This is a genomic window from Streptomyces sp. NPDC030995 (genome assembly GCF_055571215.1).
Genome location: NZ_JBVIFS010000011.1, coordinates 189,119 through 212,649 on the forward strand (window position 1 = coordinate 189,119; position 23,531 = coordinate 212,649).

27 protein-coding genes are annotated in these 23,531 nt (G+C 72.5%); 13 read left to right on the plus strand and 14 right to left on the minus strand.

Features of this window, described 5'->3' with window-relative positions; all coding sequences use genetic code 11:
- Positions 1-15: 15 nt before the first annotated feature.
- Genes ACZ45T_RS19100 through ACZ45T_RS19120 form a run of 5 tightly spaced genes read left to right on the plus strand, consistent with a single transcriptional unit; the run spans position 16 to position 4,418 of the window.
- Entirely contained in the window at positions 16-771 is a 756-nt protein-coding gene (locus ACZ45T_RS19100) for an enoyl-CoA hydratase family protein (protein WP_468442675.1), read from the plus strand.
- Positions 768-1,619: a CoA transferase subunit A gene (locus ACZ45T_RS19105; RefSeq protein WP_468442677.1), complete on the plus strand. Its 852-nt coding sequence runs from the start codon at positions 768-770 to the stop codon at positions 1,617-1,619. The genes ACZ45T_RS19100 and ACZ45T_RS19105 overlap by 4 nt, the downstream gene beginning before the upstream one ends.
- Entirely contained in the window at positions 1,619-2,362 is a 744-nt protein-coding gene (locus tag ACZ45T_RS19110) for a CoA-transferase subunit beta (RefSeq protein WP_468442757.1), read from the plus strand. The genes ACZ45T_RS19105 and ACZ45T_RS19110 overlap by 1 nt, the downstream gene beginning before the upstream one ends.
- A gap of 4 nt (positions 2,363-2,366) precedes the next feature.
- Positions 2,367-3,449, plus strand: a complete 1,083-nt coding sequence (locus ACZ45T_RS19115) for an NAD(P)H-dependent flavin oxidoreductase (protein ID WP_468442679.1) — start codon at positions 2,367-2,369, stop codon at positions 3,447-3,449.
- A gap of 30 nt (positions 3,450-3,479) precedes the next feature.
- Positions 3,480-4,418, plus strand: coding sequence for a tyrosine-protein phosphatase (locus ACZ45T_RS19120; RefSeq protein ID WP_468442681.1), 939 nt, complete (start codon positions 3,480-3,482; stop codon positions 4,416-4,418).
- Positions 4,419-4,539: 121 nt separating this feature from the next.
- On the opposite strand, the gene ACZ45T_RS19125 is transcribed toward ACZ45T_RS19120, so the two are convergent.
- From ACZ45T_RS19125 to ACZ45T_RS19150, 6 genes are all read right to left on the minus strand, one after another.
- Positions 4,540-6,222: a DEAD/DEAH box helicase gene (locus tag ACZ45T_RS19125; protein ID WP_468442683.1), complete on the minus strand. Its 1,683-nt coding sequence runs from the start codon at positions 6,220-6,222 to the stop codon at positions 4,540-4,542.
- Between the two features lie 101 nt (positions 6,223-6,323).
- Positions 6,324-6,530, minus strand: a complete 207-nt coding sequence (locus ACZ45T_RS19130) for a cold-shock protein (RefSeq protein ID WP_030707191.1) — start codon at positions 6,528-6,530, stop codon at positions 6,324-6,326.
- Positions 6,531-6,989: 459 nt separating this feature from the next.
- Positions 6,990-7,988, minus strand: coding sequence for an AraC-like ligand-binding domain-containing protein (locus ACZ45T_RS19135; RefSeq protein WP_468442685.1), 999 nt, complete (start codon positions 7,986-7,988; stop codon positions 6,990-6,992).
- 38 nt (positions 7,989-8,026) lie between these two features.
- Positions 8,027-9,184 (minus strand): acetyl-CoA C-acetyltransferase, encoded by a 1,158-nt coding sequence (locus ACZ45T_RS19140; protein ID WP_468442687.1) that lies wholly within the window; start codon positions 9,182-9,184, stop codon positions 8,027-8,029.
- A 25-nt stretch (positions 9,185-9,209) separates the two neighbouring features.
- A complete protein-coding gene (locus tag ACZ45T_RS19145; RefSeq protein ID WP_468442689.1) occupies positions 9,210-9,836 on the minus strand; it encodes a TetR/AcrR family transcriptional regulator in 627 nt (208 codons plus the stop codon).
- A 15-nt stretch (positions 9,837-9,851) separates the two neighbouring features.
- Positions 9,852-10,658: an SDR family oxidoreductase gene (locus ACZ45T_RS19150; protein ID WP_468442691.1), complete on the minus strand. Its 807-nt coding sequence runs from the start codon at positions 10,656-10,658 to the stop codon at positions 9,852-9,854.
- Between the two features lie 62 nt (positions 10,659-10,720).
- On the opposite strand from ACZ45T_RS19150, the gene ACZ45T_RS19155 reads away from it, so the two are divergent.
- Entirely contained in the window at positions 10,721-11,866 is a 1,146-nt protein-coding gene (locus ACZ45T_RS19155) for an acyl-CoA dehydrogenase family protein (protein ID WP_468442759.1), read from the plus strand.
- Positions 11,866-12,855 carry an acyl-CoA dehydrogenase family protein gene (locus tag ACZ45T_RS19160; RefSeq protein WP_468442693.1) on the plus strand — a complete coding sequence of 330 codons (990 nt, stop codon included), beginning with the start codon at positions 11,866-11,868 and terminating at the stop codon, positions 12,853-12,855. Before ACZ45T_RS19155 ends, ACZ45T_RS19160 begins: the two co-directional genes overlap by 1 nt.
- 36 nt (positions 12,856-12,891) lie before the next feature.
- On the opposite strand, the gene ACZ45T_RS19165 is transcribed toward ACZ45T_RS19160, so the two are convergent.
- The 3 genes from ACZ45T_RS19165 to ACZ45T_RS19175 all read right to left on the minus strand — a co-directional run bounded on the left by ACZ45T_RS19165 (position 12,892) and on the right by ACZ45T_RS19175 (position 15,025).
- Positions 12,892-13,623 (minus strand): class I SAM-dependent methyltransferase, encoded by a 732-nt coding sequence (locus tag ACZ45T_RS19165; RefSeq protein ID WP_468442695.1) that lies wholly within the window; start codon positions 13,621-13,623, stop codon positions 12,892-12,894.
- Between the two features lie 60 nt (positions 13,624-13,683).
- Positions 13,684-14,235: a hypothetical protein gene (locus ACZ45T_RS19170; RefSeq protein ID WP_468442697.1), complete on the minus strand. Its 552-nt coding sequence runs from the start codon at positions 14,233-14,235 to the stop codon at positions 13,684-13,686.
- 61 nt (positions 14,236-14,296) lie between these two features.
- Entirely contained in the window at positions 14,297-15,025 is a 729-nt protein-coding gene (locus ACZ45T_RS19175) for a glucose 1-dehydrogenase (protein ID WP_468442699.1), read from the minus strand.
- Between the two features lie 55 nt (positions 15,026-15,080).
- Between ACZ45T_RS19175 and ACZ45T_RS19180 the strand changes: the two genes are divergently transcribed.
- From ACZ45T_RS19180 to ACZ45T_RS19190, 3 genes are read left to right on the plus strand one after another with little or no spacing between them, the layout of a single operon-like run.
- Positions 15,081-15,710 (plus strand): PadR family transcriptional regulator, encoded by a 630-nt coding sequence (locus tag ACZ45T_RS19180; RefSeq protein WP_468442701.1) that lies wholly within the window; start codon positions 15,081-15,083, stop codon positions 15,708-15,710.
- Positions 15,711-15,724: 14 nt separating this feature from the next.
- Entirely contained in the window at positions 15,725-16,453 is a 729-nt protein-coding gene (locus ACZ45T_RS19185) for a vWA domain-containing protein (protein ID WP_468442703.1), read from the plus strand.
- 36 nt (positions 16,454-16,489) lie between these two features.
- Positions 16,490-17,068, plus strand: a complete 579-nt coding sequence (locus ACZ45T_RS19190; RefSeq protein WP_468442705.1) for a pyridoxamine 5'-phosphate oxidase family protein — start codon at positions 16,490-16,492, stop codon at positions 17,066-17,068.
- On the opposite strand, the gene ACZ45T_RS19195 is transcribed toward ACZ45T_RS19190, so the two are convergent.
- Both ACZ45T_RS19195 and ACZ45T_RS19200 read right to left on the minus strand, forming a co-directional pair.
- On the minus strand, positions 17,061-18,359 hold the full coding sequence (locus ACZ45T_RS19195; RefSeq protein ID WP_468442707.1) for a DUF1906 domain-containing protein: 1,299 nt from the start codon (positions 18,357-18,359) through the stop codon (positions 17,061-17,063). The two genes, ACZ45T_RS19190 and ACZ45T_RS19195, sit on opposite strands and share 8 nt — an antisense overlap.
- A gap of 98 nt (positions 18,360-18,457) precedes the next feature.
- Positions 18,458-19,723: an MFS transporter gene (locus ACZ45T_RS19200; protein WP_468442709.1), complete on the minus strand. Its 1,266-nt coding sequence runs from the start codon at positions 19,721-19,723 to the stop codon at positions 18,458-18,460.
- Between the two features lie 56 nt (positions 19,724-19,779).
- Between ACZ45T_RS19200 and ACZ45T_RS19205 the strand changes: the two genes are divergently transcribed.
- A complete protein-coding gene (locus tag ACZ45T_RS19205) occupies positions 19,780-20,766 on the plus strand; it encodes an ArsR/SmtB family transcription factor (protein ID WP_468442711.1) in 987 nt (328 codons plus the stop codon).
- Positions 20,767-20,784: 18 nt separating this feature from the next.
- Here ACZ45T_RS19205 and ACZ45T_RS19210 read toward each other — a convergent pair whose 3' ends face one another.
- Positions 20,785-21,054 carry a hypothetical protein gene (locus ACZ45T_RS19210; RefSeq protein WP_468442713.1) on the minus strand — a complete coding sequence of 90 codons (270 nt, stop codon included), beginning with the start codon at positions 21,052-21,054 and terminating at the stop codon, positions 20,785-20,787.
- A gap of 314 nt (positions 21,055-21,368) precedes the next feature.
- Here ACZ45T_RS19210 and ACZ45T_RS19215 point away from each other — a divergent pair, with 314 nt between their 5' ends.
- Together ACZ45T_RS19215 and ACZ45T_RS19220 are read left to right on the plus strand one after the other, a co-directional pair.
- Positions 21,369-21,821, plus strand: coding sequence for a hypothetical protein (locus ACZ45T_RS19215; protein WP_468442715.1), 453 nt, complete (start codon positions 21,369-21,371; stop codon positions 21,819-21,821).
- Between the two features lie 139 nt (positions 21,822-21,960).
- Complete coding sequence (locus tag ACZ45T_RS19220) at positions 21,961-22,518, plus strand: GntR family transcriptional regulator (protein WP_468442717.1); 558 nt, start codon at positions 21,961-21,963, stop codon at positions 22,516-22,518.
- On the opposite strand, the gene ACZ45T_RS19225 is transcribed toward ACZ45T_RS19220, so the two are convergent.
- Entirely contained in the window at positions 22,496-22,690 is a 195-nt protein-coding gene (locus tag ACZ45T_RS19225; RefSeq protein ID WP_468442719.1) for a DUF397 domain-containing protein, read from the minus strand. The genes ACZ45T_RS19220 and ACZ45T_RS19225 overlap by 23 nt on opposite strands.
- Positions 22,675-23,511, minus strand: coding sequence for a helix-turn-helix domain-containing protein (locus ACZ45T_RS19230; RefSeq protein ID WP_468442721.1), 837 nt, complete (start codon positions 23,509-23,511; stop codon positions 22,675-22,677). The genes ACZ45T_RS19225 and ACZ45T_RS19230 overlap by 16 nt, the downstream gene beginning before the upstream one ends.
- Positions 23,512-23,531: the final 20 nt, after the last annotated feature.

The window sequence follows — 23,531 nt, forward strand, 5'->3', positions numbered from 1 at the left end:
GTAGCTGATCCGCTCATGGGTGTCTCCACCTCCAGCCCGGACAAGGGCATCGCACTCGTCACAGTCGACTTCCCGCCCGTCAACGCGCTGCCCGTGCAGGGCTGGTACGACCTCGCCGACGCCCTGCGCGCCGCCGGCCGCGACCCCGAGGTCCGGTGCGTGATCCTCGCCGCCGAGGGCCGCGGCTTCAACGCCGGCGTCGACATCAAGGAGATGCAGCGCGACGCCGGCCACGCCTCCCTCATCGGCGCCAACCGGGGCTGCTACGAGGCCTTCGCCGCCGTCTACGAGTGCGAGGTGCCGGTGGTCGCGGCCGTGAACGGCTTCTGCCTGGGCGGCGGCATCGGCCTCGTCGGCAACGCCGACGCGATCGTCGCCTCCGACGACGCCACCTTCGGCCTGCCCGAGCTGGACCGGGGTGCTCTCGGCGCCGCCACCCACCTGGCCCGGCTCGTCCCCCAGCACCTGATGCGCACGCTGTACTACACCTCGCGCACCGCGACCGCCGCCGAACTGCACGCGCACGGCTCGGTCTGGAAGGTGGTCCCGCCGGGCGAACTGCGCGCCGCCGCCCTGGAGCTGGCCGCCGAGATCGCGAAGAAGGACGGCCATCTCATCCGGCTGGCCAAGGCGGCCATCAACGGCATCGATCCCGTGGACGTGCGCCGCAGCTACCGCTTCGAGCAGGGCTTCACCTTCGAGGCCAACCTCAGCGGGGTGGCCGACCGGGTCCGCGACACCTTCGGGAAGGGACAGGGACACACCGCATGACCGACAAGACCATGAGCCCCGAAGAGGTCGTCGGGCAGCTGCGCAGCGAAATGACCATCGGCATCGGCGGCTGGGGTTCCCGGCGCAAGCCCATGGCCCTGGTGCGCGCACTGCTGCGTTCCGACGTCACCGACCTCACCGTGATCTCGTACGGGGGCCCCGACGTCGGCCTGCTGGCCGCCGCGGGCCGGATCAAGAGGCTCGTCGCCCCCTTCGCCACCCTCGACTCCATCCCGCTGGAGCCCCACTTCCGGGCCGCCCGCGAGCGCGCCGCCTTCACCCTCACCGAGCTCGACGAGGCCATGTTCATGTGGGGCCTGCACGCCGCCGCGAACCGGCTGCCCTTCCTCCCCGTCCGCGCCGGCCTCGGCTCCGACGTGATGCGGGTCAACCCGGAGCTGCGCACCGTCACCTCCCCCTACGCCGACGGCGAGGAGCTCGTCGCCGTCCCCGCCCTGCGCATGGACGCCGCCCTGGTCCACCTGAACCGGGCCGACCGCCTGGGCAACGCCCAGTACCTGGGCCCGGACCCCTACTTCGACGACCTCTTCTGCGAGGCCGCCGACGCCGCCTACGTCTCCTGCGAGCAGCTCGTCGAGACCGCCGAGCTCGGCAAGGCGGGCCCCCCGCAGTCGCTCCTCGTCAGCCGCCACTCCGTCACCGGGGTCGTGGAGACCCCGAACGGCGCGCACTTCACCTCCTGCGTCCCCGACTACGACCGCGACGAGGCCTTCCAGAAGCTCTACGCGACCACACCCTGGCCCGAGTTCGCCGAGCGCTTCCTCTCCGGGGCGGGCGAGCACGACTACCAGTCCGCCGTCCGGACCTGGCACGAGGAGCAGAAGTGATCAGCCGTTCCCCCCTCCTGCCGCCCACCCGATCCGAATACTGCGTGATCGCCTGCGCCGAGGCCTGGCGGGACAACGGCGAGGTGCTCGCCAGCCCGATGGGCCTGATCCCGTCCTTCGGCGCCCGCCTCGCGAAGCGGACCTTCTCCCCCGACCTGCTCCTGACCGACGGCGAGGCCCTGCTCGTCGGACTCGACGGCACGGCCGAGGGCTGGCTCCCGTACCGGCGGCACCTGACCATGGTCACCGGCGGCAAGCGGCACGTGATGATGGGCGCCAGCCAGATCGACCGCTTCGGCAACCAGAACATCTCCTGCATCGGCGACTGGGAGCGGCCGACGCGCCAGCTCCTCGGGGTGCGCGGCGCACCCGTCAACACCCTGAACAACCCGGTGAGTTACTGGATCCCCAAGCACTCCACCCGGGTGTTCGTCGAGCGCGTCGACATGGTCAGCGGCGTCGGTCACGACCGCGCCGAGGCCGCCGGGGTGACCCGCTACCACCGCCTCCCCCGGGTGGTCAGCGACCTCGGCGTCTTCGACTTCACCGGCCCCGGCCACACGATGCGCCTGGCCTCGGTCCATCCGGGGGTCAGCGTCGAGCAGGTCCGGGCGGCCACCGGCTTCGACCTGGCCGTCGCCGAGCAGGTCCCGTACACCCGGGAGCCGAGCGCCGAGGAGCTGCGGCTCATCCGCGAGGTCATCGATCCCCGGGGGCTGCGCGACCGGGAAGTGCGGGTCTGATCCGATGGAGACGGCATTCACCGAGCTGGTCGGCGTCCGGCACCCGATCGTGCAGACGGGCATGGGCTGGGTCGCCGGCCCCCGCCTGGTGTCGGGCGCGGCGAACGCGGGGGCCCTCGGGATCCTGGCCTCGGCGACGATGACCGTGGACCAGCTGCGGTCGGCGGTGCGCGAGGTCAAGGCTCGCACCGCGCCCGGGACCCCCTTCGGGGTCAACCTGCGCGCGGACGCCGGGGACGCGGCCGAGCGCGCCGAGCTGATCATCGACGAGGGGGTCCGGGTCGCCTCCTTCGCCCTCGCGCCCTCCAAGGAGCTGATCGGGCGGCTGAAGGACGCGGGCGTGGTGGTCATCCCCTCGATCGGGGCCCGGCGGCACGCCGAGAAGGTGGCCGCCTGGGGCGCCGACGCGGTGATCGTGCAGGGCGGCGAGGGCGGCGGGCACACCGGGGACGTGGCGACGACCGTGCTGCTGCCCCAGGTCGTGGACGCCGTGGGCATCCCCGTGGTCGCGGCGGGCGGCTTCAGTGACGGCCGCGGCCTGGTCGCGGCCCTGTCCTACGGGGCCGCGGGCATCGCCATGGGCACCCGTTTCCTGCTGACCTCGGACTCCACCGTCCCGGACGCCGTGAAGGCCGAGTACCTGAAGGCCACGGTCAAGGACGTCACCGTCACCACGGCCGTCGACGGACTGCCGCACCGCATGCTCCGCACCGAGCTGGTCGACTCCCTGGAGCGGGCGGGCCGCATCCGGGCGCTGGCCCGGGCGGTCCGGCACGCGGCCGGCTTCAAGGAGCTGTCCGGTCTGAGCTGGCGGCGGATGGTCCGCGACGGCCTCGCGATGAAACACGGCAAGGACCTGTCCTGGAGCCAGGTCCTGCTCGCCGCGAACACCCCGATGCTCCTCAAGGCGTCCATGGTCGAGGGCCGTACGGACCTCGGCGTCATGGCATCGGGCCAGGTCGCGGGGGTGATCGACGATCTCCCGTCCTGTGCGGAGCTCGTCTCCCGCGTCATGGCCGAGGCACAACAGGTGCTGGAAGCACTCCAAGCACTGCACTCGCTCCGCACCCTGCCACCACCAGGGTGATCCCCCTTCTCCGTCACAGGAGTTGCCCACATGAGCCGTGCCCGCATCCGCCTGGTGACCGCGGCGGCCGCCGCCGCCCTCGTCATCGGGACCCTGCCCGCCTCCGCGTACGCGGCGGCAACGGCACCCGGCGCCGGGGTCAGTGCCCGGCCGCACTGGCACCAGCAGCAAGCCGAAACGATTCGCCAGATCACCCTCCAGGGCGCCGTCAACGTCCGGGACATCGGCGGCTACCGCACCTGGACGGGTGGCCAGGTCCGCCAGGGGCTGGTCTACCGCTCCGACGCACTGAGCAAGCTGACCGACGCGGACGTCACCACCGTCTCCGGTCTCGGCCTCACGAAGGTCATCGATTTCCGCATCCCCATGGAGGTCCAGTACGACGGCGCCGACAAGCTGCCCGCCGGACTCGCCCCCACCTCCCGCCCGGTCAGCGACCTCGGCCTGTACGGGACCCTCGTCGGCGCGATCGCCAGCGGCGACCCCGTCACGCAGGAGCAGATGCTCGGCAGCGGCCGCGCCGAGGCCTACATGCGCGACATCTACCGCACCTTCGTGAGCAGCCCCGAGAACCGGGCGCAGTTCGCGACGACCCTGCGGGAGATCGCGAACGGCACCCAGGGCCCGCTCCTGTACCACTGCACGTCCGGCAAGGACCGGACCGGCTGGATGAGCTACGTCCTGCTGCGCGCCCTCGCCGTCCCCGAGGACGCCGCCGAGCGCGACTACCTGGCGTCGAACACCTTCCGCGCCGCCTACGACGCCCGGGTGCGGGCGGGCCTCAAGCAGTCCGGGCGGATGCAGAACCCGGACCTGCTGATCCCCCTCCAAGAGGTCCGCCAGGACTACCTGGACTCCGCGACGGCCCGGCTGGAGGCCGACTACGGCAGCTTCTACGGCTACCTGACCGAAGGCCTCGGCCTGGACCTGCGGACGCTGGCGAAGCTCCAGAACAGGATGGTCCGCTAGGGGCGCCAGGACCCGCCTGCACCGCCAGGATCGCCTGGATGGCCTGGACCGCCTGGAGACACGACGACGCCGGACAGTGCGCGATGCACTGCCCGGCGTCGTCCTGCGTCTTCGGTACGGGTCAGACCGCCCGGCGGCGGCCCTGGCCCGCGGAGCCGACCCGGCTGCGCGACGAAGCCGCGGCCGCACCACCGGAGGCGCCGCCCCCGGTGCGCCGGCCGCGCTCGCCGGAGCCGGAGGCCCCGCCCGCGCCGCCCTGGCCACGACGGGCCTGGCCCGAACCGGAGGCCGCCGGGGCCTGACCGGAGCCGGCACCACCGGAGCGACGGCCACGGCCGCCGGCCGCCGGTGCGCCACCCGTGGCAGAGCCGGTACGCGGCGCGCCCCCGCCCGAGCGGCGGCGCGAGCCGGAGCCCGAACCGGAGCCGCTGCGCTGCTTCGGCGCGGTCGGCTGCGGCACGTCCAGCACCACCGGGATGCCCGAGGGCTCCTTGGCGCCGGTCAGCCGGGACAGCTCCTCGTCGGAGGACTTGATCTGCGCGGTGCGCGGGGAGATCCCGGCGTCCGACATCAGACGGGTCATGTCCCGCTTCTGGTCGGGCAGCACCAGGGTGACCACGCTGCCGGACTCGCCGGCGCGGGCGGTACGGCCGCCGCGGTGCAGGTAGTCCTTGTGGTCGGTGGGCGGGTCCACGTTCACGACGAGGTCGAGGTCGTCGATGTGGATGCCGCGCGCCGCGACGTTGGTCGCGACCAGCGCGGTGACCTCGCCCGTCTTGAACCAGTCGAGGGTGCGGTTGCGCTGCGGCTGGGAGCGGCCGCCGTGCAGGCCGGAGGCGCGTACGCCGTCGGCGAGAAGCTTCTTGACCATGCGGTCCACGGCACGCTTGGTGTCCACGAACATGATCACCCGGCCGTCGCGAGCGGCTATACGCGTCGCCACGGCCTTCTTGTCGGTCTCGTCCATGACGTACAGGACGTGGTGCTCCATCGTCGTGACCGCGCCGGCCGACGGGTCGACGGAGTGGCCGACCGGGTCGGTCAGGAACATCTTGACGAGCTTGTCGATGTTCTTGTCCAGCGTCGCCGAGAACAGCATCCGCTGGCCGTCGGACTCGACCTGCTTGAGCAGCGCCGTGACCTGCGGCATGAAGCCCATGTCGGTCATCTGGTCGGCCTCGTCGAGGACGGTGATCGAGACCTGCGAGAGGTCCGCGTCACCGCGGTCGATGAGGTCCTTCAGACGGCCGGGGGTGGCGACGAGCACCTCGGCGCCGCGGCGCAGGGCGCCGGACTGCCGGTTGATCGACATGCCGCCGACGACGGTCGCGATGCGCAGGTTGACGGACGTGGCGTACGGGGCCAGGGCGTCGGTCACCTGCTGCGCGAGCTCACGGGTCGGTACGAGGACCAGCGCGAGCGGCGCCTTCGGCTGCGCGCGGCGGCCTGCGGTACGGGCCAGCAGCGCCAGGCCGAAGGCCAGCGTCTTGCCGGAGCCCGTGCGGCCGCGGCCGAGCAGGTCACGGCCGGCGAGCGAGTTCGGCAGCGTCGCGGCCTGGATCGGGAACGGCTCGGTGACGCCCTGGGCGGCGAGGGTCTTCAGCAGCGCCTCGGGCATGCCCATGTCCTCGAACGCGGCGACCGGCGGCAGCGCCGGGGCGATCGGCTCGGGCATGGTGAATTCCTGGGGCCGGGCAACGGGGGCGGACCTCTGCCGTCCCGCGCCAGACTTCGGACGCCCCTGTGCCGCACCTCGACCCCGGGTGGGGCGGCGGCTGGGTCGTGCGGAGCTGGAGCTGGTCATGCGAGAAAGCCCTCCTGAAACCGGCAGGTAAAACAAAGGTCGAAACAGCAGACAAGCCGGGGCCCGCACCTCACGGTGCGGACCCCGGCAAGCTGAAATACTTAGTTGGCGGGGAGGATGTTCTCCGCCTGGGGGCCCTTCTGGCCCTGGGTGACGTCGAAGGACACGCGCTGGCCCTCCTGGAGCTCACGGAAGCCCTGGGTGGCGATGTTCGAGTAGTGGGCGAAGACGTCCGGGCCGCCACCGTCCTGCTCGATGAAGCCGAAGCCCTTTTCCGAGTTGAACCACTTCACGGTGCCAAGTGCCATTTTGAATCTCCTGAATAGGCGGCAAAGGGCCCCATCCGGAGATTCCGGCAAAACAATAAAAGCGCCTGAGGAACATTCCCGTCAGGCGCACATAAAGTTCATGGGTACCACAACTGCAACGAGCTCTAAGCTAGCACACCTCCGCCGGTAGGGGTGCCCGCAAGGGTGTGACCTGCGTCCTTCGCGCTGCCGGCCCGCGGCCTGCCGCCCGCCTCGGCGGCGGCGGCCGACGGGCCCGAAAGCCCCGTCCCGCTTGAGCCGAGGACACTCCGCTCCCCTTTCGGGACGGTGTTCACCACCTCCGGACGGACCTCCCCGCCCGAGGCAAAAAGAATCATCCGGACGGCTGAGGAACCAGCCCCCGGGCCGGCCGCAACGGGCACGCGGGGTCGCGCGCCCGCGGGCGCACGGGCGCACGGGCGCGCGCGAGCGGTTGAAATGGGACAGGCCTCCCGCAGGTCACGGCCCGGGAGGGAGCCCGACCGCGGATGGGGCCCGATTTCGGTATTCCTTGGGTGAGACGTACGCGCGACGGAAGGCACGGCTGAACTCACCGGCCCCCGGGAACCCGCATCGCCCGGCGATCTCGTAGACGGGGGCGGCGCGAAGCGCCGGGTCGGCCAGTTCACGACGGGCCCGTTCGAGCCGCTGGTCACGGATGAGGGCGGACACGGTCGTACCTTCCCCCCGGAAGACGAGGTGAAGGTAGCGGAGGGAGATGTGGTGGGCCGCGGCGATGACCGGTGGCGTGAGCTGCGGGTCGTGCAAGTGTTGGCCGATGAAGGCGCGGATGCGTAGAACCAGGGCGTTTCGGCGCGTTTCCGGGGGCAGGACGTTGTCGGCGTCGAGGTGCTGGGCGAACAGTGCGGACACCAGGTCGGTCAGGACGGTGCCCAGCCTCCTGCTGTCGGACGCCTGGTAATGGTCGGTCCCGGATTCCAGCTGGGCGAGGAGCTGGGCCAGCAGGAATCCGAATCCGCCCCGGGCCGGTAACGGGCGCGTCGTCAGTTCCCTGATCCGGTCGCGGGGGATGTGCAGCAGGGCCTTGGGCATCTCGAGCCCGACCCCCACGTGTGGGCTGGAACCGTCGTCGGGACCGGCCTGGACGACGAAGGGCCGAGAGGTGTCGATGACGCACAGGTCGGGAGGGCTGAAGAGGACCTTCGCATCGCCGTGAGTGACTCTGAGGGATCCGAGGGACGGCAGGGAGAGGTGCACCGTGTCGGGATCGGACTGGCGGATGAGCTTCGGCGTTCGATGGTAGGAAACGGGCTGGAATGTGGTGGGCCACACGGACACCGCCCCCAGCTCCAGGAGGCGCTGGGAGGCCGTGAAGTCCTTCCGGAAATCGCTGCGCAGCTCCAGAGGGGCGTGGGTCCGGCTGACGAGCTGGGACCAGCAGTCGAATCGGTCGGCCGCAGGCACATCGCTGCTCTCGAACAGCATCTCGGGAAGCACGTTCTTCCTCCTTGGCCGACTCGGCTCGGGCAGGGGCGCTACAGCCGCTCGATGATCGTCACGTTGGCCTGGCCGCCGCCCTCGCACATGGTCTGGAGGCCGAAGCGGCCGCCCGTGCGTTCCAGTTCGTGGAGCAGGGTGGTCATCAGCTTCACGCCCGTCGCCCCCAGGGGATGCCCCAGTGCGATCGCGCCGCCGTTGACGTTGACCTTCTCCGGGTCGGCTCCGGTCTCCTTCAGCCAGGCCAGCACCACCGGCGCGAAGGCCTCGTTGATCTCGACCAGGTCGATGTCGGCCAGGGACATGCCGGTCTTCTTCAGCGCGTAGGCCGTCGCCGGGATCGGCGCGGACAGCATGCGGATCGGGTCCTCGCCGCGGACCGAGAGGTGGTGGATGCGGGCGCGCGGACGCAGGCCGTGTTCGCGGACCGCCCGCTCCGAGGCGATCAGCATGGCCGCCGCGCCGTCCGAGACCTGGGAGGAGACCGCCGCCGTGATGGTGCCGCCCTCGACGACCGGCTTGAGGCCCGCCATCTTCTCCAGGGAGGTGTCCCGGCGCGGGCCCTCGTCGACCGTCACGTGCCCGTACGCCACCGTCTCGCGCTCGAAACGCCCCTCGTCGATCGCCCGCAGCGCCCGCTGGTGGGAGCGGAGCGCGAACTCCTCCATGTCGCGTCGCGAGATCCCCCACTTCTCCGCGATGAGCTGCGCGCCGTGGAACTGGTTGACCGGGGCGTCCCCGTACCGGGCCCGCCAGCCCTCGGAGCCCGCGTACGGGCCCTGCGTGAGGCCCAGCGGCTCGGCCGCCTGCCGCGAGGCGAAGGCGATCGGGATCATCGACATGTTCTGGGTGCCGCCCGCGACCAGCAGGTCCTGGGTGCCGGACAGGACGCCCTGCGCCGCGAAGTGCACCGCCTGCTGCGAGGACCCGCACTGGCGGTCGACCGTGACCCCCGGCACCTCCTCCGGCAGGCCCGCCGCCAGCCACGCCGTCCGTGCGATGTCCCCCGCCTGCGGCCCGACCGTGTCGAGGCAGCCGAACACCACGTCCTCGACGGCGGCCGGGTCCACCCCGGACCGTTCGACCAGTGCCTTCAGGACGTGCGCCCCCAGGTCGGCGGGGTGGACGGCCGACAGGCCGCCCTTCCGCCGCCCCACGGGGGTGCGTACCGCGTCGACTATGTAGGCCTCGGGCATCGGGACTCCTCTGTGAGCTGATCGGTCAGGTACGCAGGGCGATCCCGTCCAGCACCATCGACAGGTACTGGCGCGCGATCTCCTCGGGACTGTGCTGTCCGCCCGGCCGGTACCAGGACGCCGCCACCCACACCGTGTCGCGCACGAAGCGGTAGGTGAGGCGGATGTCGAGGTCGGCGCGGAAGACCTTGGCCGCGACGCCGCGCTCCAGCGTCCCCAGCCAGGCCTTTTCGAACTTCACTTGCGAGTCGGACAGGTAGTGGAAGCGGGGCTGCGCGGAGAGGGTGCGGGATTCCTTCTGGTAGATGGCGACGGCGGCGCGGTGCCGGTCGATCTCGCGGAAGGACTCGGTGACGAGGGCCTCGATGGTCTCCCTGGGGCCGAGACCGGCCGCGAGGACGGTGTCGTAGCCCTCCCACAGTTCGTTCAGGAAGGCGGAGAGGATCTCGTCGAGCATCGATTCCTTGGAATCGAAGTGGTAGTAGAGGCTGCCGGCGAGCATCCCGGCGGCGTCGGCGATCTTCCGGACGGTGGTGGCGTTGTAGCCCTGCGCGGCGAAGACCTCGGCGGCGGTGTCGAGGAGTTCACGACGCCGCTCGGGCGAGGCCGTCACCTGTGGCTTCTTCTTGGCTGTCGGCTTGTTCGTTGGCACGGGCCCATTCTCGGTCTACGGGTGCTGGCTGCTGACCGAGACGGTCTCACCCGTCATGTACGAGGAGTAGCCGCTGGCCAGGAAGACGATGACGTTGGCGACCTCCCAGGGTTCGGCGTACCGGCCGAAGGCCTCGCGGGCGGTGAGTTCGGCGAGCAGCGCTTCGCTGGTGACCTTCACCAGGTGCGGGTGCATGGCCAGGCTCGGCGCGACCGCGTTGATCCGTACGCCGAACTCGGCGGCCTCCAGGGCCGCGCAGCGGGTCAGCGCCATCACCCCGGCCTTGGCTGCGGCGTAGTGGGCCTGCCCGGTCTGGGCGCGCCAGCCGACGACGGAGGCGTTGTTGACGACGACCCCGCCCCCGGTGCCTGCAGCCCGGAAGGAGCGCAGCGCGGCGCGGGTGCAGCGGAAGGTGCCGTTCAGGGTGACGTCGAGGACGCGTGACCACTGTTCGTCGGTCATGTCGACGAGGGCGGCGGTGCCGCCGAGGCCGGCGTTGTTGACGACGATGTCCAGGCCGCCGTGGGTCTGCTCGGCGAGCGCGAAGAGCGCCTGGACCTGGTCCTCGTCGGTGACGTCGCAGGGCAGGGAGGCGACGCGGTCCGCGCCGAACTCGGCGGCGAGCGCGTCCTCGGTCTCCTTCAGCCGTCGCGCGTGGGCGTCGCTGACGAGGACGCGGGCGCCCTCCTCCAGGAAGCGGCGGGCGGTGGCCCCGCCGATCCCGGCTCCGGCGGCCGCGGTGATGACGGCGGTGCGGTCCTTCAGCAGGCCGTGCCCGGGGACGTAGGCGGGACCTGTGCGGAACTCCTCGACGCTGCTCATGGCCGTACGTTAACCTACCAAACACTTGTTAGGGAAGGAGTCCGATGCCCGACGACACCACGATGAATCTGGCCCACACGGCCGAGGTCGAGGCCTTCCGGGCCGAGGCGCGCGCCTGGCTGGCCGCCCACGTGCCCGCCTCCCCCCTGCCCTCCCTGGAGACGGCGGAGGGTTTCGCCGCACACCGGGAGTGGGAGGCGCGGCTGCACGCGGACCGCTGGTCGGTGGTGTCCTGGCCCGAGGAGTACGGCGGCCGGGGCGTGGACATCGTGCGGTGGCTGGTCTTCGAGGAGGAGTGCTGGGCGGCGGGCGCGCCCGGCCGGGTCTCGCAGAACGGCATCAACCTCCTCGCCCCGACCCTCTTCGACCACGCCACCGCCCGGCAGCGGGCGCGGGTGCTGCCGTCGATGGCGAGCGGCGAGGTGATCTGGGCGCAGGCCTGGTCGGAGCCGGAGTCGGGCTCCGACCTGGCCTCGCTGAAGTCGCGCGCGGTGCGCACCGAGGGCGGCTGGCTGCTGTCCGGGCAGAAGACCTGGTCCTCCCGGGCGGCCTTCGCCGACCGCGCCTTCGGCATCTTCCGCACGGACCCGGACGCCCCGAAACCGCACCAGGGGCTGACGTACCTGATGTTCGACCTGCGGGCGCCGGGGGTGACGGTGCGGCCCATCGGCCGCCTCGACGGCAAGCCCGCCTTCGCGGAGCTCTTCCTGGACCAGGTCTTCGTACCGGACGAGGACGTGATCGGGGAGCCGGGACAGGGCTGGCGGATCGCGATGTCGACGACCGGCAACGAGCGGGGGCTGACGCTGCGCTCCCCCGGCCGGTTCCTCAGCGGGGCGGACCGGCTGGTGTCCTTGTGGCACGCGGCCGGCGACCCCGGCGACACCGCGCTGCGCGACCGGGTGGCGGACGCCGTGGTGGGGGCGCGCGCCTACGAGCTGTTCACCTGGGCCAACGCCTCACGGTTCGCGGCGGGGGAGAAGATCGGCGCCGAGTCCAGCCTGAACAAGGTGTTCTGGTCGGAGTACGACATCGCCCTGCACGAGACGGCGCTGGACCTGCTGGGCGCCGACGCGGAGCTCGCGGACGGCGAGTGGGCCGAGCCGTGGCTCTTCTCCCTGGCCGGGCCGATCTACGCGGGGACGAACGAGATCCAGCGCGACATCATCGCCGAGCGGCTGCTCGGCCTCCCGAAGGGCCGCCGCTGATGCGCTTCCTGCCGACCGACGAGCAGTCGGACTTCGCCCGTACGCTGCGCTCCCTGCTGGCCTCGGCGGACGTCCCGGCGGCCGTACGGGCCTGGGCGGGCGGCGAGCAGGGTCCGGGGCGGGAGCTGCGGTCGCGGCTCGCGGAGACGGGCCTGTTCGCGCTGGCCGCGCCGGAGCCGTACGAGGGTGTCGGCCTGCTCCCGCTGGAGCTGTCCCTCGGCTTCGTGGAGCTGGGCCGGGCGGGGGTTCCGGGGCCGCTGGTGGAGAGCGCCGCCGTGTCCGTACTCCTCTCCGAGCTGGGGGACGAGGCCCTGGCGAAGCGGTTCCTGCCGGGGCTGGTCGCCGGCGCGACCTCGGCCACGCTGACCCTGCCGGGCGCCGGCCCGTACGCCCTGGACGCGGACGCGGCGACGTACTGCTTCACGGTGTCGCCGGCGGGCGAGCTGCGGCTGGCGGGCGCCGCCGGTCCGCTCCTCGCCTCGATGGACCCGGCGCGGCGGCTGTCGGTCCCCGCCGCGGCCGGGGCCGAGCTGCTGGCCGCGGGGCCGGCGGTGGCCCGGGCGGCGGCGGTGGCCGGGCGCTGGGCCCGGCTGCTGACGGCGGCCCAGTGCCTGGGCGTCGGCGAGGCGCTGCTGGCCCGCACGGTGGCGTACGTGAAGCAGCGCACGCAGTTCGGCACGCCGATCGGGGCCTTCCAGGCGGTGAAGCACCGGCTGGCGGACACCCTCCTGGCCCTCGAATTCGCCCGCCCGCTGGTGTGGGCGGCGGCCCTGTCGCTGAGCCCGGCCGACGTGGCGGCGGCCAAGCTGCGGGCCGGCGAGGCGGCGTACACCGCGGCCATGACGGCGCTCCAGCTGCACGGCGCGGTCGGCTACACGGAGGAGCTGGACCTGTCGCTGTGGCTGCGCAAGGCCCGCCCGCTGCGGGACGCCTGGGGAACCCCGTCGGCCTGCCGGGCGGAGGTCCTTCAGGCGCGGGTGCGGCAGTAGGTCACGGGGGCCGAACGACCACCACACGCCCCCGCGTCACACCAGGGCGACGCTGAGGCTCACGACGTACTGCTCCTCGACCGTGCCGTCCGGGAAGAGCGGGCTGAGCCGCTCGCGCTCGGCCTCCATGAACTCACGGGTGCCGGCCTCGCCGAGGACCAGGAAGGCGGAGTGGCTGGCGAGGTTGGCGAGGTGGTCGTCCAGCGTGATGCGCCGGGACCAGCGCAGGGTGCGCGTGGTGAACCCGTCGAGCCCCTTCGGCAGGGTGCGGTAGCCGTTCACCCCTTGGGCAGCCCCGAAGAAGACACGGAGCCGCTCCTCCTGCTCGGCGATCCAGGGGGTGGTGGAATCCGTGTCGTTCCACCAGATGGCGAGCGCGCCGCCGGGGCGCAGCACCCGCCGGGCCTCGGGGACGGAGCGCTCCGGGTCGGTCCAGTGCCAGGCCTGCGCGTAGGTGAGGAGGTCGAACGCGCCGGTCGCCAGAGGCAGCCGGTCCCCGTCCCCGCGCACGAGCGGGATCGCCGGGTTCGCCCGGCGGAACTCGGCGGCCATCCCGTCGCCGGGCTCCACGGCGAGCACGTCGGCCCCGCGCGCGTGCAGCGCCGTGGTGGCGATCCCGGTCCCCGCCCCTACGTCGGCCACGCGCGCCCCGGCGAGCGGCCGCCCGGCCAACTCCTCGACGGCATCGAACAGGGCGGGCGGATAGCCGGGCCGCGCCGCGGCGTACAGCGCGGCGGCGGCATCGAAGGAGCGGGCGCGTGTTGTCATGTGCCCATTGTTTTCGATCACTTCGCGCGACGCCAACGCCCCCGGCGGCAAAGGCCCGTCTCAGGGCCGGGGGCGGCGCAGGCAGAGCCAGCCCAGGGTGGTGGTCTGGAGCAGGAGGAGCGTGCCCGTGGCCGTGGCCTCCCCGACCGGGGCGGGCGGGCGGGTGCCCAGGGACCAGGCCCGGCCTCCGGGGTCGACCGTCACCGTCAGGCGGGCGCCGACCGCCAGGTTCAGGGCCACCGGTCCGGGCAGGTCGCGGCCCGCCACCGTCCGCAGCCTCAGGGACGGGGTGTAGCCGGAGCCGTCCTGCACCATCGTGCGGGAGGTCACGACCGCCTCTTCCTCACGGCCGCGGTCGTGGAGGGTGTGCCGGTCCCAGGTGATCCCGGCGAGCACCACGATCCCCACCGCGAACAGCGCGATCGCGGTGCGGGCCACGAACTCCGCGCCGGTGCCGTGCGGTACGGCCGCGCCGACGACGAAGACGGCCAGCAGGACCGGGACCCAGGCCCACTCGGGGCCCCGTAGCAGCCAGATCGCACCGAACTCCACTGCCAGGAGAAGGGAGTTGCGCAGGAGCGCCCCGACCAGCCTCCGCATCAGTTCAGCCATGGACACATCATGCCGCCCAGGCCGGCGACAGGGGACCGCTCATCCCGTGGTCATCACGCGGTCAGCCCGCGGTCATGCCGCCGTCGACCGCGAACTCCGCGCCCGTCACGTACGAGGAGGCGTCCGAGCAGAGGAAGAGGACGAGCTCCCCGACCTCCTGCGGCCGGCCCATCCGCCCCAGCGGTACGTGCGACCAGTCCCGGCCCGCGACCGCCTCGGCCACCATCGGGGTGCCGATGGCCCCCGGGTGCACCGAGTTGACCCGGATCCGGTCCCCGGCGAGGTCCAGCGCCGCCGAGCGGGTCAGTCCGCGCAGCCCGAACTTCGTGGATCCGTAGGCCGCATGGCCCGGTATCCCGACCAGTCCGGCGGTGGAGGAGATGTTCACGATCGAGCCGCCCCCGCCCGCGCGCAGCACCGGGGCCACCGCCTGGATGCCGAGGAAGGGCCCGAGGAGGTTGACCCGCAACAACGTCTCGAAGTCTTCGAGCCGCTGCTCCTCCACGTGGGCCGTGCGCCACAGGGCCGCGTTGTTGACCAGCGCCGAAACGGTTCCGAAGGCCGAGACCGCCTCGCGCACCACCCCCGCCCAGCTCGCCTCGTCGGCCACGTCGTGCCGTACGTACAGGCCCTGGTTGCCCAGTGCGGCGGCCACGGCCCGGCCCTCGTCCTCCCGTACGTCGGTGACGACGACCCGCGCCCCCGCCTCCGCGAACAGCCGGGCCCCGGCCGCGCCCTGGCCGCGCCCGGCGCCGGTGACGACGACCACCTTTCCATCGAGGGAGATCACCGCGTAGTCCTCCAACCCCTCGCGACTATTTCGAATAGGAATACTTCTAGCAGGCATGGAGGGGAGCGGGAAGGGCTCCGCGAAGCCCGGTCGTAGACTGCGCCGCGTGGCAGACGAGACGAACAGGCGCGCGCTCCCCGCGACCGGCTGGGCGGTGCTCGGGCTGCTCTCCTTCGGCGAGGAGCTCTCCGGCTACGACCTGAAGAAGTGGTCGGACCGGTCGCTTCGGTTCTTCTACTGGAGCCCGTCCTTCAGTCAGATCTACAGCGAGCTCAAGCGCCTGGAGAAGGCGGGCTACGCCTCCTCGCGGATGGTCGCCCAGGACACCGGGACCCGCGACAAGCGGGTGTACCGGATCACCGGCGAAGGAATGGCGGCCGTACGGGAATGGGCCCGCGAGGCCCCGGTCGACCCCTCCGTCCTCAAGCACGGGCCGATGCTGCGGCTGTGGCTGGGCCACCTGCTGGAGCCGGAGCAGCTGCGCGAAGTCCTCGTCCGGCACCAGGAGTTCGCGGAGCAGATGCGCGGGCTGGCGATGGCCGACGCACAGGACGCGAAGGACGAGCCGGCGTGGGCGTACCCGACGCTGACCCTCAAGTGGGCCGAGCGGTACTACGCCTCGGAGCGCGACCTCGCCGCCGCCATGCTGGACGACATCGACGCGCTGGCCGCCGGGACGGGCTGACGTACCCTCGCCCCATGACGGGCAGTGCGATAAACCTCCGCAAGGTCGAGGAAACGGCTCCGGCGCTCGTGAGCCTCTACAAGAGCGCCGGGGTCTCCCTGCGCAAGCACGGCATGGAGGGCGGGCGCGCCGCCGTATACCTGGTCCTGGACCACTCCGGTTCGATGCGCCCGTACTACGCGGACGGCAGCGTGCAGGCCCTCGCGGACCGGGTGCTGGGGCTGTCCGCGCACCTGACCGACGACGCCCGCGTGCCGGTGGTGTTCTTCTCCACCGAGGTCGACGCGGTGGAGGAGATCTCCCTCGCCGGGCACGAGGGCCGGGTCGCCGAGATCGCCTCCCGGCTCGGCCACATGGGCAAGACGGCCTATCACGCGGCGATGGACGCGGTGATCGACCACTACCAGGACTCGGGGTCGACGCTGCCGGCCCTCGTCGTCTTCCAGACGGACGGCGGGCCGATCAACAAGCTCGCGGCCGAGAGGTACCTGTGCAAGGCGGCCCGGCTGCCGCTCTTCTGGCAGTTCGTCGGCTTCGGCAACACGCGCAGCACCCAGTTCGACTTCCTGCGCCGGCTGGACGAACTGCCCGTTCCCGCGAAGCGGGAAGTGGACAACGCGGGCTACTTCCACGCGGGTCTGGATCCGCGCACCGTCCCGGACGCGGAGCTGTACGACCGCCTGGTCGGTGAGTTCCCGGCATGGCTGGAGGCGGCGCGCGGCGCGGGCATCGTGCGCGCCTGAGCGGCGGTCGTCAGTGCCCCGCGCTTTGATGGACGTATGACGATGAACAACTGGGCAGCGTTCGAGAAAGCGGAACCGGAGTTCGCGGCGGCCGTCCGGGCCCGCTTCGCGCAGTATCCGCACCATGTCCTGGCCACCCTCCGCAAGGACGGCTCCCCGCGGGTGGCCGGGCTGAACGTCGACTTCCGCGGTGGGGAGCTGTGGCTCGGCATGATGGCGGGCTCGATGAAGGCCAAGGACCTCCAGCGCGACCCGCGCTTCGCCCTGCACACGAATCCGGGCGCGGGCGAGGAGATGCCGGACGGGGACGTACGGATCTCCGGGCGCGCGGTGGAGCTCGTGGACCCGCCGGAGCTGCACCGGTACGCGGAGGAGACGGAGACCCCGCACCCCTTCCACCTCTTCCACGCCGACCTGACGGAGGTCGTCCACATCGGCGTGGAGGGCGACGACCTGGTGGTGCGGTCGTGGACCCCGGCGCGCGGGCTGCGCACGATCCGCCGGGGCAACGACGACGAGCCGCCGCGCGAGGACCCGGAGCCGAGCACGCCGAGCGCGCCGGAAGCTCCGGGCTCTCCGGGCTCTCCGGGCTCTCCGGCGGCGCCCGCTAGCTGAGCGGGAGGATCCCGCCGACCGGGCCGAGGGCGGCGGGGTCCACCTCCACCCAGTTGCGGTCGATGTTGATGGTGACCCCGCCGTAGGTGGCGTCGTGGTCGCCGCGGAACTGGTGGGCCCGGCGCGGGCCGGCCCACTGGGCGGTGCCCTCGGGCAGGCCCATCTCGGCGTCGCCGACGGAGGCCGAGAGGTTCCAGCGGGCGACCCACAGCACGTCCGGCATCGCTTCGGGGGCCTGGTGGTAGTGGGCGCTCAGCGCCTTGGCCCCGGAGCTCGCCGAGACGTAGGCGGCGGAGCGGTAGCCCAGCTCGTGCAGCCGCTGGGTCCAAGCGGTCAGGTAGGCGACGACCGGAGCGTCCCAGGTGGCGCGGTCGGTGTAGTTCTCCAGGTCGTTGTAGAGCACCGTGCCCTCGGCCAGGCCCAGCGACCGGGCCGCGTCCACCGCGCCGTCGGCGGCGGACCGGCCCTGCCCGTCGGCCTCGGAGGGGTCGGTGGACAGGCCGCTGCCGGAGTTGCTCCAGGGCTGCCGGCCCACCCAGATCGGCATCAGGTGCCAGCCCGCCGCGGCCTGCCGCTCGACCCAGCCGGCCGTGAGCTGCGGCTGGGCGCAGGCCCGGGCCCGGCCGCCGATGTAGATGCCGATCGCGCCGAAGGGGGAATCGGCCCGCCAGGTGTCCATGGCCTTCTGGGTCGGGGCGGTGCAGGCGTCGAACCCCTCGCCGGTGAAGGGCTCCTGGGCGCTACGGGGCGCAGGCGCTGCCAGCGCGGGCTCGGCGACGGCCCCGTCCCAGCCGGGGGGCCCGGCCGACACCGCGCGGGCCGCCGCCGCCAGGAGCTCTCGTACGGCGTCGGGCCTGGCTCCGTAGGAGATGGTGGCCATGATTCCGGCGCGGCGCAGCTCGTACCGCAGTTCGTTGCTGTCGGCGGGGGCCTCGTCCACGGACGGTACGGCGCCGCCCTCCACTTCGATCGTCGGGATGTCGGCGCGCGGCGGGGCCCCGTCGAGGGGTTCCAGGTGCAGGGTGTCGGCGCGGTCGGCGACGGCCCGGCCGGTGCATTCGGTCTGGGTGCCGGCGTGCCCGAGGTAGAGGGTGGGCAGGTCCAGGCGGAGGCAAGCGGCGGGATCGCGGTCGAGGTCGACGACGCGCCAGCCGTCGGGGACGGTGAGGCGCAGCCCGGCGTAGTCAATGGTTCGCGCGTCGACGGTCCGCGCGTCCGCCGCCGCGGGCAGCACGGGGAACAGCAGGGCAGCGCCGAGGAGTCCGCTCAGCAGCGTTCGGGTGGGGGCCATGAGGGAGATGGTTACCAGACCGCGGGGCCCCTCAACTGCGCTGAGGGGCCCCGCAGATGCGTGCATCACCCGCACGAGTGAGGCGGGGCGCGGGCCCGTCAGGACGGGCGGCCGCTCCGGCTGCCGCCCGGGGACAGGTGGCGGGCCAGAGCCGCCGCGGCGAGGAGTGCGATCAGTGCGCAGACCGCCGGCCAGCCGAACGCGGCGTGGGCGCGGACGCCGAGCCAGGAGCCGGCGGTGCCGCCCAGGTAGGCGCAGGTCATGTAGGCGGTGTTGAGCCGGCTGCGGGCGTCCGGGCGCAGGGCGTACACCCGCGACTGGTTGGCGACCATGCCGCACTGCATGGCGACGTCCAGCAGCAGGGTCCCCGCGGTCAGCGCGGCCAGACCGGCCGCGCCACCCAGGGCGCCCGCGGCGAGGACCGCGGCCGCGACGAGGACGCCGAGCAGGGAGACGAGGTTCACCGGGCCCGGCCCGTGGCGGTCCACGAGGCGCCCGGCGACCGGGGTGCACAGCATGGTGACCCCGCCGACCAGGGCGAGCAGGCCGACGGCCTCGGCCCCCAGGCGGTAGGCCGGGCCGGTCAGCAGCAGGGCCAGGCTGGTCCAGGCGGCCGAGAACCCCCCGAAGACCGCGGCCTGGTACAAGCAGGAGCGGCGCAGTTCCGGCTCGGCGCGCAGCAGGCGCAGCGGTTCGATCAGGAGCGCGGCGTACGACCGTAGGGCGGCGGAGGCGGAGGCGGGCGGGGGCGCGGGCGCGGCCGGGGACGTGTCCGGCACGGCGTGCGCGATGACGGCCGCCAGGACCAGAGCCACGACGGAGGCCACCAGGTAGGGAGCCCGCCAGCCCAGCCACTCGCCGAGCGTCCCGCCGAACGTACGGGCCAGCAGCATGCCCCCGGTCGATCCGCTCAGCAGGGTGCCGATCACCGCGCCCCGGTGGTCGGGTGCCACCAGGCCCGCCGCCAGCGGCCCGATGATCTGCGCGGCCACCGTACTCAGCCCGATCAGGACGCTCGCGGCCACCAGCGGCGGCATCGCCGGGGCGCAGCCCGCGCCGAGCAGGGCCAGGCCGGTCAGGGCGAGCAGTACGACCAGGAGCGGGCGGTGCCGGAGCCGGTCGCCGAGCGGCACCAGCAGGACCATCCCTGCCGTGTATCCCAGCTGGGTGGCGGTCACCACCAGGGAGGCCCCGTCGGCCGGGACGTCCAGGCCCGCGGCGATCAGCGGGGCGATGGCCTGCGGGAAGTAGAGGTTCCCCACGGCCACACCGGAGGTCACGGCGAGGATCAGCACCAGCCGGCGGCTCAGCCCACCGCCCCAAGGGGCCGTGCGGGAAAGAAGAGCGGGGGTGGGGGAGGTCATGGAGGGAAGTCCACGACACGGGCGGTGCGCTGCCAATCGATGTAGCGTAGGCCTTAATGATCAGCTTCGAGCTCGGCGTCGAAGACCTCGCCGACACCCGTTTCGCGCTGTCGCCCTTGAGCGAGACCGTGCTGAGCCTGCGGGTGTTGCACGATCCGGGCCTGTCGGCCGTCCACCTTCCGTGGCGCAGGGCCGTCCTCGGGGCGCTCGGCGGGCTGGACACCGGCCTGCTGATGTCCCTGGTGGCGGTGCGGCTCACGCTCCCCGACTTCCTGACCCCCCGGCCCACGAGCTTCGCCCCGTCCTTCGCGGACGAACTCGCCACCGTCCGCCGGACCCCGCCCGCACTGGTCCGCCGCGACCTGCTGGCCACGCACGCGCCGGACCGGCTGCCCGCGCCCCTGGACGCCGCCACCGCGGGCGACGACGCGGCCGTCGCCGACCTGCGCGACACCATCTGCGCGCTCCTGCACCGGTATTGGGAGATCGCCGTCGAGCCGATGTGGCCGCAGCTCAGGCTCGTGGCGGAGGCCGACATGACCTACCGCGCGCGACGGCTGGCCATGGGCGGCGCCCGGCTGCTCTTCGCCGACATGCACCCCATCCTGCGCTGGCACGACGGTGTCCTGCACATCGACAAGATGCTCGCCACGCACCGGGTCAGGGCGTCCGGCCGGGGGCTCCTCCTCGTCCCCTGCGTCTTCGCCCACAAGCCCGCGCCCCCGGTCAGCCCGGAGGAACCGCCCTCGCTGATGTACCCGAGCCGCGGGGTGGCGACGCTCTGGGCGCCCGACCCCGCCCCCGCCCGCTCCGACGCCCTCATCCCGCTCCTCGGCGCCCCGAGGGCGCGGCTGCTCGGCCTGCTGGCGGAGCCGCTGGCCACGGTCGAGCTCGCCCGCCGCCTGCGGGTCACGCCCAGCGCCGTGTCCCAGCACCTGCGCGTGCTGTACGCGGCCGGCCTGGTCTCCCGGGCCCGCCAGGGCCGGCAGGTCCTCTACCGGCGCAGCCCGCTCGGCGACGAGCTGGCCGCCGAACGTCCCTAGTGCTGTGACCGGAAAGGTTCACCGAGAGACCGATGCCAACTCCCGCAGGACGAGATCCTGTTCCGTGGCCCGTACGCCGAGCACGCGCTCGGTGTCGGAGGCGTCGAGGAGCAGCTCGCCGGTGTACTGGTACGCGACCTCCGGGAGCTCGGCCATCAGCGCGTCGGCCGCGACCGCCGCGTCGAGCTCCTCCCGCGTCATGGTCCGCAGCCGCGGGGCCGGCGCCCCGGCTATCTCGGCCAGCGCGTTCATCAGCTCCCTCGGGGACAGCTCCGAGGTGGACGGCACGTGCCAGGCCCGCCCCAGGCGTCGCCGTGTCCCCCGACGGCGATCAGGGTGCGGGCGACGTCGTCCACGTAGGACCAGCTGTGCGGCTCCTCCAGGGCGACCGGGAGCACGGCCTGCGCACCGGCCAGTACGGCGGGCACCGCCATCAGGGGGAAGAGGCCGACCGCGGTCGCCCCGAGGAAGTCGCTGGCGCGTACCTCGGCGACCCGTACCCCGTCCGCGTACCGGGCGACGAAGCGCGCGAAGTCCGTTGTCAGTGCCGTTGGTTAACGTGATCGATGTCGGATACAACCGAAAACACCATGGGGGATCACATGAAGAACCACGCCTACGGGAAGCAGACACACGGACGGCGCGGCAAAGCCGCCACGATCACGGCGCTGGCCGCGGCACTGACGCTGACCCTCGCGGCAGGCACGGCCCAGGCCGCACCGGCGGACGAGATCGTCGGCTACCCGGGGCCCGACGGGCTGATCTGGATCCCCGAGCAGACCGGCTCCAGCGGCTTCGTCTCGGGCGGCCTCTCCCCCTCGCTGGACACCCTCATCACCTTCGGCTGCGCGGGCGGCGGCAGCATCGAGGTGACCTTCCACCTCGACAACCACCCGGACCGCGACCCGGCCCCCTTCACGGTCGACTGCCCCGGTACCAGCCCGACCCGCGTCACCGTCCCCCTGGGCACCGACCTCCGGGGCGGCTTCGGAGCCCAGGTGACGACCTCGACCCCGTCCATACGCTGGGGCGCCACGGTCGTCCAGCCCGAGTAGCACCCGCCCACGCCACAGCGCCCGCCTCCCTGGTCCGGGACTTGGTGGGCGCTGGGGCATCGCCGCACGCGCCGAAGTACGAGGGGCGCCGTCGCTTAACGTGGAGCATGCAGGGCGAATCGGATGCGCAGGAGACATCGTGAGCAGCAGCGGCTGGACCAGTACGTCGATGCCCTACCTGACTCCACGCGCCGCCGGGGACACAGACGCGTGGACCGACGAGGCCAAGTCTGCGGGCCGCAGGGGCGGGCAGCGCATCCTGCACGCGGGACAGGTCACCGCCCCACCCGAGGTCGCCTGGATGCTCGGCCTGGCAGCCGGTGCGGCCGTCGTGGTCCGCCGCAGGCTGATCGAACTCGACGACGAGCCCACCGAGTTGACGGACACCTACTACCCCCTCGGCATCGCTGCGGGCACTCCACTGGCCGGCACAGCGAAGATCCGCGGCGGCGCCGTGACACTGCTGACCGCCCTCGGCCACGTCGGCGTGCGAGTCGTCGAGAGCGTGACCGCGCGCATGCCGGACAGCGGCGAACGAAGGCAGCTCCATCTCGGGGCGGGCGAACCGGTCCTCCAGCTCGCCCGCACCACCTACGACGCGGCGGACCGCCCGATCCAGGCGGACCTGATGGTCATGCCGGGAGGGCGTCAGCAGTTGCGGTACGAGATCAGGCTCAGCGCTTCACGTCCCGAATGAACGACGCCCAAGCGGTAACCGGAAACAGCAACACTGGGCCTGCGCCCGCGAGCTTGCTGTCGCGGACGGGGACGATACCGGGGAGGTCGTCGGACACCTCGACGCAGTTGCCGCCTTCCCCGTTGGTGTACGAGGACGTCCGCCAGGACAGGCCGTTTATGTCTGCGCGCATGTCGCGTGCTCCTCCGCCACCGAATCCATCAAGGTCAGGGACGCCTCCGGTGACAACGCAGCGGCCCTGGCAAGATCGTATGACTTCCAGTGGCGCTGAACCAGAGCCGGATAGTCGAGCAACTGCCCTGCGTGGGGCCCCTCGGTGTAAGCCACATCGGGCGCGTCAGCGAACTGCATGATCCTCACAGACGCATCCAGGACGCCATGGGCGCCGGCCGAGAACGGCACCACCTGCACGGTGATCCGATGGGCACGAACGTACGACGAGATGTGCCGCAGCTGAGCGGCCATCACCGCAGGCCCCCCGACCGCAGTCCGCAGCACCGCCTCGTGCAGGACGACCCACATCTCAGGGGTCTCCGGATCGCCGAGGAGCCGTGCGCGTTCAATGCGTGCCGCGACCAGGGCTTCAACGCGCTCGGCAAGCGCGGTAGGGCTGGCGGCCCGGATCACCGCGCGGGCGTAGTCCGCCGTCTGGAGCAACCCGGGAACCAGAGTGGGGGCATACTCATAGATGGCCGTCGCCAGACCCTCCAACTCGGCTGCGGCGGCGAAGTATTCGACGTGCTTGGACTTGAACGCCCTGGCCAGGCGGAAGAAGTAGTCCCCCGTGTTCAGCTCCCTGTCGATGAGTTTTGCGATCTCAGGGCGCAGTCGGCGCTGACCGTTCTCCATCATCCCGACGTACGACCCCGTGGTGAAGATCCGCTCACCCAACCCCTCCTGGGTCAACCCCGCCGCCTCGCGCTTCCCCCGCAGTTCCTCACGGGCGAACTCATACGGCGTCTCCGCGCCACCCTCGTCCTCCGGCTTGGCCATCAGCCAACTCCCCGCTTCCG